Below are 14,788 nucleotides of genomic sequence, written 5' to 3' on the forward strand. Positions count from 1 at the left end.
GTGTCCCTCACCTAAATTAAAATTATATAATAAGTTGAATATGTTTAATTTGTTATATATAACTATAGATTTTAAATTGGCAAATTTTGTCTAAAAAAATAATGTAAAGGAAACGAAATAGAAATGATAAAAATAGAAGAATATAAACTAAGTATAAAATAAAATAGAAATAAACTAAGTATAAAATAAAATAAAAATAAAATAAAAATAAAATAGAAATAAAATAGAAAATTAATTAAAATTAATTGTTATTTACTTAATTAGGTAAGCTATCTACGATATCAATGCTGTTAGCGATTAAAATACCAGGGTAACTTCTCAACATGATTTTTCCTTCTACTTTAAGTACTGAACCAGCTTTTATGTCCTCTTCGTTACATAATACTTTTGTTTCAGGACCTACTCTTATAAATAATGGTGTATTAGCACTTGTATTTATTTTTATGTCGTATACTCCATTTTCATCTTTTTCTGAAATGTTTACGATGGTTCCGTAGGTGTAACTTGGTAATTCATATTCTTTTATTACTTCTACGCTGTTAGCGATTAAAATACCGGGGTAACTCATCAACATGATGTCGCCTTGTACTTTAATAGCTGATCCTTCTTCAATTTCCCCAGAGGTAGTTATGATTTCAGTTTCATTTGTTACGCCAATGAATAAGATTGTGTTTTCACTTGTATTTATTTTTATTTTGTAAGTACCGTGTTCGTCTTCTTCTAAAATTTCTATAATTTTACCGTATGTATAGTTATCTTCTAATTCAGTTGTTTTATTTTCATCTGTGATATTATTTGAATTATTAATATTGTCTACATTATTTGAATTGTCTGTATTATCGTTATTATCATCAGTATCTTCAGTATTAAATCCGAAGAAATTTAAAATTTTATTCCAAATGTCTGCTAATAAGTTAGATAATGTATATTCGTTATTTGATTCTGTTTCATCAATTTCTGCACTTATCAAAACTGGTTTGATGTCTTCAGAGCTTGAATTTTCCGAGGTTGCAAAAACTGGCACAGTGAATAAAGAACCGATTACCATTAATAGCATTGCAAGTTTTTTTATATTCATTTTATCACCAAATAATACTATGCCTTAAAAATTATATATAAATAAAGTTTATGTAAGGAATTGACCGAACAATGTGAATGAATAAAAAAAATTAAAAAATAATAATTAAATAAATAGTATGATAAAAATATACAATAAATAATGTAATAAATAATGTAATAAATAATGTAATAAATAATGTAATAAATAATGTAATAAAAAATAAAAAATAAAATAAATAATGATTTAATTTCTAACTTTTTTAGCAACTACGATGTAATTACCTGTTTTTATATTGTTGTAGTGGTGCCTTTTAGCAGCATGGTGATGATGACGTTTTCCACTGTTTAAAGACTTTTTATTTTCTACGGAGAAAATACCTAATATTTCAAAGCCTTTTTCTTCTAAGTAGCTTACATATCCTTCTAAAGTTAAGCTATTTTCAAAGGTATAGCAAATTTTTTCTTTTTTAGTTCCCGTAAAGCTAAACATATTCCAGTCTATACCATCAAAAGCTTTTTTAGTAGCGTATTTTTTACCGATATTTTCAGGAAATGCTTGTTTATTTGCAAATATGCCGTTTAAAGCTGTCGCTTCACAAATTTTGTCAATCACTGCTGGGTTTTTACCCCCTGGATTGTATGAACTGAATATTAAATCATAACCTTCTGAATTTGAATCATCTAGTGTATCTACAAAGTTATCAGTAAAGAAGTTACCTGGTATTGTTGATACTCTATCAGAACCGTATTCTTCAATGTATTTTTTTGTTTCTTCACAAACTTCGGGTAAATCAAATACTTTACATTGAGAATCTTCATTTAAGTATGATAACGCTATACCATACAAACCGTGACCGCCTGCAACATCTAAAATGCTTTTAGCGTTTTTAATGTCTTCAAAGTGTTTTAAATAGTCAATTGTTAATTTTAATTCGCCCGCCCTACAATCAATTGCCATTCTTTTAATTATATCTGGGAAGAAAGAACCTTCTTCAGTTTTTAATTCTCCGGACTTCAAAGTTTCTTCTAAGTTAATCCATCTGTTTGCTCTTTCACCGTAAGTGAAGAAAGGAGCTAATGAATCTATTTTACTATATTCTGAATTTGAACTCAAATATGTTTTTGAGATTTCAGTAGCCTTGTAAAATACATTTTCTGAATTATATGCTGGGTGATAAACCTTTACTAATCCAAATTGTACTAAAGCGTCTAATATGCTTTCTAATAAATTATTATTTGGTTTAAATCCTTGCTCTTCAAACCATACAGCGATTTCTTCAAAAGTTTTAGGTTTTTCTAAGAGTTCAAAGACATTGTACTTTAAGCAGTACTTTAATAAAAAGAACTTTCTTAAACCTAGGTAAGCGTCTTCAAAAAGGTCTTCGATTTGTTCAGGTCCAACTTTAGGGGTTTCCAATACATTTTTAGCCATTTTTTCACCATTTATTATTGTATTATGCCGTAATAAATATATTATGTTGTAATAATTAATAATTCAATAAATAATTAATAATTCAATAATTTGCAATAAATCCATATAAATTTGTAAGATACAAAAATATTATTTAATATGATTTAATTATTGATATTGAAATATTAATTATTATCTTATTTTCTTAGTAACGATTATATAGCTTCCCATCTGATTATTCATTATTTTAGGGTTACATTTATAACTAACTTCATTTTTAACGCTTCTTCTTTCATCAAATGAATATATATCTAATAATTCAAAGCCTTTTTCTTTCATATAACTTATATATCCATCTAACGTTAAATCGTTTTTAAAAGTATTGCTTGCTCCTTCTTTTCCAAGTGAGGAAAATGAAAACATATTCCAATCAATGTTTTCAAAACTTTGTCTAAGCTTGTATTCGTCTCCGATTCCTTCTGAAAATATTTGTTTATTTACAAATACACCATTTGGAGCCATTGCATCGTAAATTTTATCAATTACTTCAATACTTTTACAACCAGGGCTATGGGAAGTAAATACTAAATCATATCCTTTTGAATTTGAATCGTCTAACGTTTCAACAATCGTACCTTTGTAATAGTCACCGGGTGCAGTAGTTACTCTATCAGAACCGTATTCTTCAATGTATTTTTCTGTTTCTTCGCAAACTTTTGGTAAATCAAATATTTTACATTTTGAGTCTTCATTTAGGTATGATAACGCTATACCATACAAACCGTGACCGCCTGCAACATCTAAAATACTTTTAGCGTTTTTAACTTCCTCGAACTGAGATAAATAATCAATTGTAGCTTTTAATTTACGGGAACGGCAATCAGTAACCATTCTTCTAACTGCTTCGCTGAAAAATGATTTTTCTTTTAATTTAGGCTCTTTTCCCATAAAGGTATCTTCTAAATTAATCCATTTTTTAGCTCTGCCTTTGTATGTAAGTAGTGGCGATACAGAGTCTATCCCACTAAATTCAGATTTTGGATTTAAGTAAATATTTGCAATCTCTGAAGTTTCGTAATAAGTTTCTGCACTGTTATGGGATCGGTTGTATCTATTTATTAATCCAAATTGCACTAGTGCGTCCAATAAATTTAATAATAAGTTATCATTAGGTTTAAAACCCTGTTCTTCAAACCATATTTTGAGTTGTTCAAAAGTTTTTGGTTCTTCTAGGAGTTCGTATATATTGTATTTTAAACTGAATTCCATTAAGTAAAATTTTCTTAAACCTAAATATGCTTCTTCAAAAAGATTTTCAATGTGTTCGGGTCCTAATTTTGGACATTCCATTACGTTTTTGCTCATTTTTCCACCTAAATTTGTTAAGTTAATTAAATTAATAAATTAATAAATAATATTCTACGTCACTTATTGATTATTGCCCTATTTTTTTAGCAACGATTATATAGCTTCCCATCTTGCTATTCATTATTTTAGGGTTACAAGCATAGCTTAGCTCATTTCTAACGCTTTTTCCTTCGTCAAGTGCGTATACGTCCAATATTTCAAAGCCTTTTTCTTCCATATAACTTATGTATCCCTCTAACGTTAAATCGTATTTAAAGGTGTTATTAATTCTTTCTTTCTCGAATCCTGAAAATGAAAACATATTCCAGTCTATATTTTCCAAACTCTGTTTAACACGGTATTTATCGCCAATACATTCTGAAAATACTTGTTTGTTTACAATTAGACCATTTAAAGCGGTTGCTTCACAAATTTTATCGATTATTTCATTAGTCTTACAACCAGGGCTATTTGAGGTAAATATTAAATCATAGCCTTTTGAATTCGAATCATCTAATGTATCTACAAAGTTATCTTTAAAGTAATCCCCAGGTATTGTAGATACTCTATCAGAACCGTATTCTTCAATGTATTTTTTTGTTTCTTCACAAACGTGTGGTAATTCAAATATTTTACATTTTGAGTCTTCATTTAAGTATGATAAAGCTATACCGTACAAACCGTGACCGCCTGCAACATCTAAAATACTTTTAGCGTTTTTAACTTCATCAAAGCTTTTTAAATAATCGATGATAGATTTTAACTTACCTGCTCGGCAGTCTAAAACTGTTATATTAACTAAATCAGTGAAAAACGATTTTTCTTTCACTTCTAGCTTTTTTTCTTTCAATGTATCTTCTAAAGTAATCCATCGTTTAGCTCTGTTTTTATACAGTAAAAAAGGTGAAGCTTTGTCTATTCCACTATATTCAGACTTTGGATTTAAATAAATATTTGCAGCTTCTGCAGTCTCATAATATGTTTCGCTACTATCGTAAGACCGTTTATAGCTAGTTACCAACCCAAACTGGACTAAAGCGTCTAATATGCTTTCTAATAAGTTATCATTAGGTTTAAAACCTTGCTCTTCAAACCATACTTTAATTTCTGCAAAATTTTTTGGTTTGCTTAAGAACTCGTACATGTTATACTTCAAACTGAAATATAATAAAAAGAACTTTCTTAAACCTAAGTAAGCATCTTCAAAAAGGTCTTCGATCTGTTCAGGTCCCACACTAGGGGTTTCTAATACATTTTTAGCCATTTAAACGCCCCGATATATAAATTAATTAGTTAATAATTAGTTAATAATTGGTAAATAATTAGTTAATAAGTAATTAATTACGATCATGTATTAATTAAAAGTTTTAAAATATCCGTAATTAGATTATACGATAAGATTGATGATATAGATAATAATGATAATATTTGTAAGATTGACAACATTTATATTGCTAAATAATTAATAAATAACATTATATTAAATAATAACTAATTTAATCAAATAGAAAAAATAAGTAAATGGAGATTTTATAATCTTTTACTTATTTATCTTTTTTAATTTAAATTTAAATTAACTTAGTTTAACTTATTTTAGATTAGTTAAGTTTTATTAAGTTTTATTTGGTATTATATTCATTTATAAGTCTTCCAATTTTTCAAATCCCAAATTCTTATTGGAAAGTCCTTCATATGCTGGTTTTCCAGTGAAGAAAGTGTATACTTCATCTGCTTTTTCAACCGGGTCAATATCTTCAAACTGTTCTGGATAAAGTACCTTACCTATGTAGTAGGAATCTGCTATTGCACTAGCTTTGTTAAATCCATACCAGCAGTATGGGATTAACCTATAGGTTTTACCGTTTTTAACGGCATCTAAATTGCCAAATTCTGGTCTTTCCAAATCTTTTAAAACTAAATCCATTGAAGCTGAATTTATGAATAAATATTCTGGATTCCAAGTTACTAATTGCTCGTCACTTACGCTATAAACCTTACCGGTTTTTGAGATATTGTATGCTACGTTATTAGCTCTATTGTTAGCGCCTAAATATTCAAAAGGCATCCAATGTGGGTCAGTTGTAGTTATACCGTGTCCCCCACTGTATACTCTACCACCAATGTAAGTAGTTGGATTTTTATCAGATTTTGAAGCTCTAGTTTTTAAATCGTTTTTGTATTCTTCCAATTTATTTACCACAGCATCTGCTCTCTCTTCTTTACCCAATACCTTACCCATTACTCTTAATGATTGAGCATATTTTTCATTTTGGTCTTCGGAACCTGTTGTATCCATGAAAACTACTACGACAGGAACACCTATTTTCTTTTGTATTTCATCTGCTAAATCAGCTTGATACCCTAAAAATATCATATCGGGATTTGCAGCAATGATTTTTTCATAGTAATAACCAGAACCTGCTTTACCGACCACTGGTAAATCTGTTAATTCAGGGTTTGCTGCGACGTAAGGTAATGCCATAGAACTATTTTTATTACCTTCTGCAACTTCTACGCCGACTACCTTATCGGCTGCATCTAAATAAACTATTTCTCTTAAACAACAACCTAAACCAATTACTCGGCTTACGTTTTTTGGTACCTGAACTGTTCTACCTGCCATATCTGTAACAGTTATGTATTCTGTAGATTTATCTGCATCTAAACCTTTAGGGTCTAGATTATTGTTCCCCTCGTTACTTTTAATGTCATTCGTTGATTCAGTACTATCGCCAATACATCCACAACTCATTGCTACGATTGTTATCATAAGTACATTAAAAGCCATAATAAATGATTTTTTCAAAGCTTTAGACATTTTATCGTCCTTATATTATTTCCTTATATTTTATAGGTTTTATATTAGATTATATTAGATATATTAGATTATATTATATCATATTTTGTCGTATTTGTCGTATGATATTACACATTTTAGTTTAAAATTTACTCATTTGTCTACTTATTATAATTTCATATTAATAACAAATAGTTATGTGATTGGTAATAATTTTTTATAATTTATGAATTAATATTCATACAAATTAAGGAATAGTATTACTAATTAATATAATTTGCGATATAATCGTAATGAAAAAAATAAATTATAAAACTAATATAAATTATAAAGCCAATATAAAATTAAACATAATAAAGATAACAATTAACAAGTTTAAATCTTGAAAAAATCGAAAATACATCTAAAATTTATAAATAGATGAAATTGTTAAAATATAAAGCATGGATAATAGCTAGGTGTATATATCATGATATATGGCATTATTTAACCTCCCATTTTCCGAATTTTAAGTTATAGTCGGAAAGTTCATTATATACAGGTTTTCCATTGAAAAAGGCGTGTATTTCGTCTGCTTTTTCAACTGGGTCAATATCTTCAAACTGTTCTGGATAGAGTACTTTACCGATATAGTAAGAATTTGCCAAAGCATTATCTTCATTAAATCCATACCAGCAATAAGGTAATATTGTATACATTTTATTTTCAGATACTGCCCTTAAACTTTTAAATTCTGGTCTTTTTAATTCCTTTGATATTTTAGGTACTGTAGCAGAATTCACAAAAATATATTCGGGATTCCAAGATATGACTTGTTCTTTGTTTACCGTACAATCGTTACTTACTTCTGAGATATTATATGCAACGTTGTTTGCCCTATTGTTTGACCCTAAAAATTCAAATGATGGTAAATGTGGATCAGTCGTAGTTAATCCAGTAACTCCTCCGAATACTCTGCCTGCAACGTAAATACTAGGATTTTTATCGGACTTTGTAGCCCTATTTTTTAAATCTTCTTTGTATTCTTCCATTTTATTTAATATTTCTTCAGCTCTTTCTTCTTTATCCAATATTTTAGCCATTAATCTTAAAGATTGTGCGTATTTATTATTTTGAGTGCCCGTACCTGTAGGGTTAATATACGTAACTACTACGGGTATACCCACTTTTTCTTGCAAATCATCTGCCGATTCAGAGTTAAAACCTATAAATATTACATCAGGCTTTACTTTTATAATTCTTTCATAGTAATAATTAGAACTGGCTTTACTTACCGGGGTTAAATCCATTAATTCCTTATTTGCAGCAATATAAGGCATTCTAGTACCTACTTTTTTATCGCCTTCTTTTACTTCTATGCCAACGACCTTGTCTTTAGCACCTAAGTAAACTACTTCTCTTAATGAAGATCCTAATCCAATTACTTTATTAACTGTTTTTGGAACCTTAACAACTCTACCCGCCATATCGGTAATTTCGATATATCCTACATTTTTATCTAAATTGTTTTCAAGGTTATTGATTCTATTATCTTTAGTAATGCTATTGTTATCATTTTTATTGTTATTTTCATTTATTACTGAAGGAGCTGTAGCTTCACCAGTACATCCACAACTAATTGTTACTATTACAAGCATAAATATACAGAATAGTATATTTTTTGGCTTTTTTAAATTTTTATCCATAATGTCCTCCCAATCATATGATTTGTTATTTTATCTTTCGAATTTTTAAATATTATTTAAGTAATTAATTAAGTGTACTTAATTAAATAAAGTTAATATATTTAAGTATAGTTAAATAATTTAATAATACTTAATATTACACTAATAGGATATAAATTTTACTATTAAATCATACTTTGCTAGTATTAAAAATAACAAATAAAAATATTAAAAATATTAAAGATATTAAAAAATAGAATAAAACTCATATTACTAATAAAAAAATAGAATAAAAAATAAAAAGACGATGATATTAATTATTTATTAATTATTTATTAATTGTTAGTTAATTATTCAATATTATTCAATATTATTTAAGTCTAATTTCTTAAATCCGCCTATTTTTCCAGTTAACTCGTCATAAGCTGGTTTTCCATAGAAGAATGTGTATATTTCGTCTGCTTTTTCAACCGGGTCAATATCTTCAAACTGTTCTGGATAGAGTACCTTACCAATGTAGTATGAATCTGCTATCGCAGTATCTTTATTATACAAGTACCAACGGTATGGCAATACCTGATAAACATTATTGTTTGAAACTGCACCTAAGCTTTTGAATTCTGGTTTTTGGAATTCTTTTGAAACTTTATCTATTGAAATAGAACTTATAAATATATATTCTGGGTTCCATTCTAATAACTGCTCTTTACTTATAGCCATACCTTTACTTTCATTACAAAGGTCATATGCCACGTTATTTGCTTTATTATTAGTGCCTAAATATACTAATGGTGGCCATTTTGCGTCTGTTGCGGTTAATCCATTTATGCCCTGGTATGCTCTACCACCAAGGTAAACACTCGGGTTATTATTAGATTTTGAAGCTCTTAGAGCTAAATCTGCTTTATATTCTTCAATTGTGGTTAATATTTCTTCTGCTCTTTCTTCTTTATTTAATATTTTACCCATTAATTTTAAGGATTGCGTATATTCCTCATTTTGAGCTTCTGTACCAACAGGAGCTGTATAAACTACAACTACAGGAATTTGTAATTTTTCTTGCATATCATCTGCTACATCAGATTCATATCCTATGAATATAACATCAGGGTTTATTTGTAAGATTCTTTCATAATATTGTTCAACATTACCAGATTCGCTCACAATAGGTAATTTCATTAATTCCTTATGTGTTAAGATATACAATGTTCTTAAACCTACTTTATCGTCAGCTTCTAATTTTTCTACGCCGACTACTTTGTCACTTGCATTTAAATAAACTATTTCTCTTAAAGAAGAACCTAAACCAATTATTCTAGTTACATTCTTCGGAACTTGAACTGTTCTGCCCGCCATATCTGTAATAGTCATATATTCTGCAGTTTTACTTGCGTCACTACCTTTAGCATTTGCGTCAGTATTATCTGTAGTCGATACAGGCGTCAGTTCAGTAGCTCCACTTGTACAACCACAACTCATTACGATAGCTACAACTGCAAATATGCTAAAAATCGTAACTAATGATTTTTTCAGTGTTTCATTCATCTTATCTTCTCATATGTTTTATATTTTGAAATCTAAGTATACACTAATATTGTCACATATGTGATATATATAACTTTAAGATTGGTAAAGAAAAGTTTAATTACAAGTCAAAAAGTAATACTAAGTAATAATGGGTTAAAGAACTTAGAAAATAAAGTATCACGCGGGACATAAAAAACCATTAAAAAGTAATAACGTAAAAAATCATAAAATAAAATATAATAAAATAGGAAATTATAATAAAATATAAAATAAAAATACTGTTCCCAACAACTAAAATATAGAACAATTTACTGGATTAAAAAAATATAGAATAATTTAATAAAATATTTTTATGATTTTTATTATTTTATATCCAATTGTTCAAATCCTAAATTTTTCTTAACTATTTCGTCATATACTTCTCCACCATTGAAGAATAAGTATATTTCATCTGCTTTTTCAATGGGGTCAATATCTTCAAACTGTTCTGGATAAAGTATTTTTCCGATATAATAAGAATCTGCTATCGCAGTACCTTTATTGTAGGAGTATAATCTGAAAGGAGGTACTTTATAAACGTTGCCATTTTTAACGGCACTTAATTCTTTAAATTCAGCTTTTTCGAAACCTTTTTCAACCATACCAAGCGCAGTAGCAGGTATGAACATATATTCAGGGTTCCAGGTTATTAATTGCTCTTCACTTACTGATACACCTTTACTTGCATTATCCATTCCATATGCTACGTTATTAGCTCTATTGTTAGCACCCAATAATTCGAATGGTGGCCATCTAGGGTCTGTGGTGGTTATACCGTTTGTTCCGTAGTATGCCCTACCTGGGATATATACACTAGGATTTTTATCAGATTTTGAAGCTCTTGCCTTTAAATCTGCTTCATATTCATCCATTTTATTTATTATTTCTTCAGCTCTTTCTTCTTTATTTAATACTTTACCCATTAATCTTAATGAGTTTTCATATTTTTTGTTTTGTTCTTCTGAGCCGATTGCAGTGGCATGAACAATTATAACAGGTATATTTAATTTAGATTGCATGTCATCTGCTATTTCTGCTTCTTGATTTCCCAGAAATATTACATCAGGATTTGCTGCAAGGATTCTTTCATAATATTGCTGTGTTTTACCTGCTTTACTTACCGTAGGTAATTCTGCTAATTCAGGGTTTGCCATCATATATGGCATTCTCATACCTATTTTTTCATCACTTTCTACTTCTTCTATGCCCATAACTTTATCTTTTGCACCCAAGTAAACTATTTCTCTTAACGTACATGCTAAACCTATTACTTTATCCACTTTTTTTGGAACTTGAACTGTTCTGCCCGCCATATCTGTAATAGTCATATATTCTGCAGTTTTACTTGCGTCACTACCTTTAGCATTTGCGTCAGTATTATCTGTAGTCAATACAGGCGTCAATTCAGTAGCTCCACTTGTACAACCACAACTCATTACGATAGCTACAACTGCAAATATGCTAAAAATCGTAACTAATGATTTTTTCAGTGTTTCATTCATCTTATCTTCTCATATGTTTTATATTTTGAAATCTAAGTATACACTAATATTGTCACATATGTGATATATATAACTTTAAGATTGGTAAAGAAAAGTTTAATTACAAGTCAAAAAGTAATACTAAGTAATAATGGGTTAAAGAACTTAGAAAATAAAGTATCACGTGGGACATAAAAAACCATTAAAAAGTAATAACGTAAAAAATAATAAGATAATATTTAATATAATGGTGTAAAAAAATCATAAAATAATAAGATTAAACACTAGTAAATTAAAAAAAGAACTTAAAATATAAAAACTAAAAATAAACCTATAAACCTATAAAATTATAAAATTATAAAAAAAATAAAAAATAGAATGGATTAAATTATGCTTCTAATTTACCGTATCCGCCCATTCTATTTGCTATTTCTTCGTAAGCTACACCGCCATCGAAGAATGTATATATTTCGTCTGCTTTTTCTTCAGGATTAATGTCTGCAAACTGCTCCGGATAGAGTACTTTGCCAACGTAGTAAGCATTTGCTATTGCAGTATCCTTGTTAAATGCGTACCAGCAGTAAGGTAATACTTTGTAAACTTTACCGTTTTTAACTGCATTCAACCCTTGGAATTCAGGTTTTGCTAAATCAGCTGTAACTTCATTCATTGAAGCCTCACTTACAAAGATATATTCAGGATTCCAAGCTACCACTTGTTCTTTGCTAACTTCTTTACCTTCACTAATCTTTGAAACGTTGTATGCTACATTATTAGCACCTAAAAATTCAAATGGTGGCCATCTAGGATCTGTTGTTGTAATTCCGTGAGCTCCGTTGTAAGCCCTACCTGCAACATATACGGTTGGGTGAACTGTAGCTTTTGAAACTCTAGATTTTAAATCATTTTTGTATTCTTCCATTTTGTCCAATACTTCGTTGGCTCTTTCTTCCTTATCTAATATTTTACCCATTAATCTTAATGAGTCTTCGAATTTTTTATTTTGACCTTCTGAACCAATTGCTGCAGTATAAACAACTACTACAGGAATGTTTAATTTACTTTGTAAATCTTCAGCTGCGTCTTTATTATTACCTATAAATATTATATCAGGGTTCATTTTAAGAATTGCTTCGTAATTATAGTTAGCCCCTGCTTTACCCGCTACAGGTAAGTCAATTAATTCAGGGTTTGCTGCTAAGTATGGTAATTCAGTACCACAAGGGAATTTATCATCGTCAGATTTTGCTTTAACACTTTCTCTCATTTCTATTGCTATTACTTTATCTTCTGAATCTAAGTAAACTATTTCTCTTAATGAACAGCCTAAGCCGATTATTCTATTTATTTCGGTTGGAACTTCTACAGTTCTGCCCGCCATATCTGTAACAGTTATGAATTCTGCATTTTTGGTCGTTTCTGCACCTTTATTTTGATCTGCATCGCCACTGGTGTTTGCACTATCAAGGTTTGTTGTAGGGGCGGTATTTCCACCGATACATCCGCAACTCATTACAATAGCTACGACCATAAAAACACTGAAAACCATAACCAATGATTTTTTTAAAGTTTTATTCATAATATCATCGTCTTTTTTTGGTTTTAATTAGTAATTTATTTTATTAATTTTTAATTTATTAATTTTTAATTTATTAATTTTTAATTTATTATTTTATTATATTGCACTCTATTCTAATTTATTTTGAATGCGTAATAATAATTATCTATAATTTATGAATTATTATTCATACAAATTAAGAAATAGTATTACTAATTAATATAATTTACGATATGATATTATTAAAATCAATATATTCTTATATTTCTATATTATTATTTAAGATTATATTGGGGTTATTTACCAATATTAAGACCATTTTTTACCCTTTTATTTAAAAAATTTAGTAAATGAATGGAATTAATCAAAAAGTATATAATTATGAAATATTAAAGTATATTTTATAACTTGGAGGTGCATTATGTCTAACAAAATACTAAATGCTTATACAAGCATACCACTAGTTGCAAGAATGTTGGGTGCATTAGCTATTGGTTTGCCTATTGGTTTGGCGATATCTTTCTACGCCCCTGATTTAATAAATGTTATTAGTGCTTATTTATCACCGTTTGGTACTGTTTTAGTAAACATGCTTAAAATGATTGTTATACCTATCATATTCTTCTCATTAATTGCAGGTGCTGCAAGTATACCACTCGGTAAACTCGGAAGAGTAGGTTTCAAAACTATTTTATGGTATTTAATGACTTCATTATTCGCGTCATTATTCGGTGTTATTGTTGCAATGTTATTTAACCCAGGTGTTGGTTTCACACCGCAAGAGGTTGCAAGTTCAGTTACACAAGTTGGTGTTCAGCCATCCGCTGATATCATTGGTATATTATTAGGAATGTTTGCAAACCCATTTGCTTCCCTTGCTCAAGGTAATTTCTTGCCTATCATCGTGTTCGCAATTTTATTTGGTGTTGCTACAAGATTAGTAGCTGATAAACCACTCGATGAAGAAGAGTCAAAAAGGGCATTCTCATTGATTGATTTCGCAAAAGCTGTTAACTCATCAATGTTTAAAATTGTTAACTGGGTTATGGAATACGCACCAATTGGTGTTTTAGCTTTGACAATTGTAAACTTCGGAACTTACGGTTCTGATTTATTAGGAAGCTACGGACAAATCGTTATTGGTATTGTTCTTGGTATTATTGGATTAATAGCATTCGTATACTCTGGATTAATAGTCCTCATCGGAAGAGAAAATCCATTAAAGATATTCAATAAAATTAAAGAAGCAATGGTTACTGCATTCGCTACAAGAAGTAGTGCTGCTACATTACCAGTTTCAATGGAAGTTGCAAGAGATGAATTAGGCGTAAAAGAGGAATTAGCTTCATTTACATTACCATTAGGTGCTACAATCAACATGGATGGAGTTTGTATCCACTTACCAATGTGGGCTTTCTTCGCAGCAAACATGTTTGGTATCCCGATGACAATTGATTCAATCCTTGTAATGGTTATTACAACAGTTTTAGCTTCAATTGGTGCAGGTGGTGTTCCAGGTGGAAGTTTAATGCTTTTATTCATTATTTTAGGTACTATGGGATTAGCTCCAGAACAAATCGCAATTGTTGTTTCATTGGCTATCGCAGTGAACCCAATTTTAGATATGTTCGAAACCATGAACAACATCACAGGAGATTTGGTTATGACTTACTTAGTTGGTAAAACCGAAGGCTTAGTTGACGAAAACGTTCAAAAAAAGTTATAATTAGTATTTAATTTATTAATACTAATTAAATATTAATTAAAATATTAATTAAATACAATACTAAATTATAATCTGTCAAAAATAAAATAAAAAAAATATTAAATAAAATAACTAAAATATCTAAAATAACTAAAATAAATAAAATAAAAAATAACTATTTAATTTCTTTTTTTAATTTC

Annotated in this window: 10 protein-coding genes; 1 reads left to right on the forward strand and 9 read right to left on the reverse strand. The window is 29.0% G+C overall.

Translation table 11 applies throughout. The annotated features are described in order from the left end of the window. Positions 1-256 precede the first annotated feature (256 nt). From J2127_RS07760 to J2127_RS07800, 9 genes are all read right to left on the reverse strand, one after another. Entirely contained in the window at positions 257-1,078 is an 822-nt protein-coding gene (locus J2127_RS07760; protein WP_209732993.1) for a hypothetical protein, read from the reverse strand. A gap of 225 nt (positions 1,079-1,303) precedes the next feature. Further along, a complete protein-coding gene (locus J2127_RS07765; RefSeq protein WP_209732994.1) occupies positions 1,304-2,491 on the reverse strand; it encodes a methyltransferase in 1,188 nt (395 codons plus the stop codon). 171 nt (positions 2,492-2,662) lie between these two features. Then, positions 2,663-3,835 carry a methyltransferase gene (locus tag J2127_RS07770; protein WP_209732995.1) on the reverse strand — a complete coding sequence of 391 codons (1,173 nt, stop codon included), beginning with the start codon at positions 3,833-3,835 and terminating at the stop codon, positions 2,663-2,665. A gap of 70 nt (positions 3,836-3,905) precedes the next feature. Then, positions 3,906-5,081 (reverse strand): methyltransferase, encoded by a 1,176-nt coding sequence (locus J2127_RS07775; protein WP_209732996.1) that lies wholly within the window; start codon positions 5,079-5,081, stop codon positions 3,906-3,908. 375 nt (positions 5,082-5,456) lie between these two features. Continuing rightward, on the reverse strand, positions 5,457-6,635 hold the full coding sequence (locus tag J2127_RS07780; protein ID WP_209732997.1) for an ABC transporter substrate-binding protein: 1,179 nt from the start codon (positions 6,633-6,635) through the stop codon (positions 5,457-5,459). A 461-nt stretch (positions 6,636-7,096) separates the two neighbouring features. Next, complete coding sequence (locus J2127_RS07785) at positions 7,097-8,299, reverse strand: ABC transporter substrate-binding protein (protein WP_209732998.1); 1,203 nt, start codon at positions 8,297-8,299, stop codon at positions 7,097-7,099. A gap of 339 nt (positions 8,300-8,638) precedes the next feature. Then, positions 8,639-9,823, reverse strand: coding sequence for an ABC transporter substrate-binding protein (locus J2127_RS07790; RefSeq protein WP_209732999.1), 1,185 nt, complete (start codon positions 9,821-9,823; stop codon positions 8,639-8,641). Positions 9,824-10,167: 344 nt separating this feature from the next. Next, on the reverse strand, positions 10,168-11,346 hold the full coding sequence (locus J2127_RS07795) for an ABC transporter substrate-binding protein (protein ID WP_209733000.1): 1,179 nt from the start codon (positions 11,344-11,346) through the stop codon (positions 10,168-10,170). A gap of 367 nt (positions 11,347-11,713) precedes the next feature. Beyond that, positions 11,714-12,904 carry an iron ABC transporter substrate-binding protein gene (locus J2127_RS07800; RefSeq protein ID WP_209733001.1) on the reverse strand — a complete coding sequence of 397 codons (1,191 nt, stop codon included), beginning with the start codon at positions 12,902-12,904 and terminating at the stop codon, positions 11,714-11,716. Positions 12,905-13,304: 400 nt separating this feature from the next. Between J2127_RS07800 and J2127_RS07805 the strand changes: the two genes are divergently transcribed. Continuing rightward, a complete protein-coding gene (locus J2127_RS07805) occupies positions 13,305-14,609 on the forward strand; it encodes a dicarboxylate/amino acid:cation symporter (protein WP_209733002.1) in 1,305 nt (434 codons plus the stop codon). The last annotated feature ends 179 nt before the right edge of the window (positions 14,610-14,788 follow it).

It is taken from the genome of Methanococcus voltae (genome assembly GCF_017875395.1).
Classification (GTDB): Archaea; AGJL01; Methanococci; order Methanococcales; family Methanococcaceae; genus Methanococcus; species Methanococcus voltae_C.

Bases quoted from the DNA above. Each gene is read 5' to 3' on its own strand.
- J2127_RS07800 (WP_209733001.1), bottom strand. From the start codon at position 12,904: ATGAATAAAACTTTAAAAAAATCATTGGTTATGGTTTTCAGTGTTTTT.
- J2127_RS07780 (WP_209732997.1), bottom strand. From the start codon at position 6,635: ATGTCTAAAGCTTTGAAAAAATCATTTATTATGGCTTTTAATGTACTT.
- J2127_RS07775 (WP_209732996.1), bottom strand. From the start codon at position 5,081: ATGGCTAAAAATGTATTAGAAACCCCTAGTGTGGGACCTGAACAGATC.
- J2127_RS07765 (WP_209732994.1), bottom strand. From the start codon at position 2,491: ATGGCTAAAAATGTATTGGAAACCCCTAAAGTTGGACCTGAACAAATC.
- J2127_RS07760 (WP_209732993.1), bottom strand. From the start codon at position 1,078: ATGAATATAAAAAAACTTGCAATGCTATTAATGGTAATCGGTTCTTTA.
- J2127_RS07790 (WP_209732999.1), bottom strand. From the start codon at position 9,823: ATGAATGAAACACTGAAAAAATCATTAGTTACGATTTTTAGCATATTT.
- J2127_RS07795 (WP_209733000.1), bottom strand. From the start codon at position 11,346: ATGAATGAAACACTGAAAAAATCATTAGTTACGATTTTTAGCATATTT.
- J2127_RS07805 (WP_209733002.1), top strand. From the start codon at position 13,305: ATGTCTAACAAAATACTAAATGCTTATACAAGCATACCACTAGTTGCA.
- J2127_RS07785 (WP_209732998.1), bottom strand. From the start codon at position 8,299: ATGGATAAAAATTTAAAAAAGCCAAAAAATATACTATTCTGTATATTT.
- J2127_RS07770 (WP_209732995.1), bottom strand. From the start codon at position 3,835: ATGAGCAAAAACGTAATGGAATGTCCAAAATTAGGACCCGAACACATT.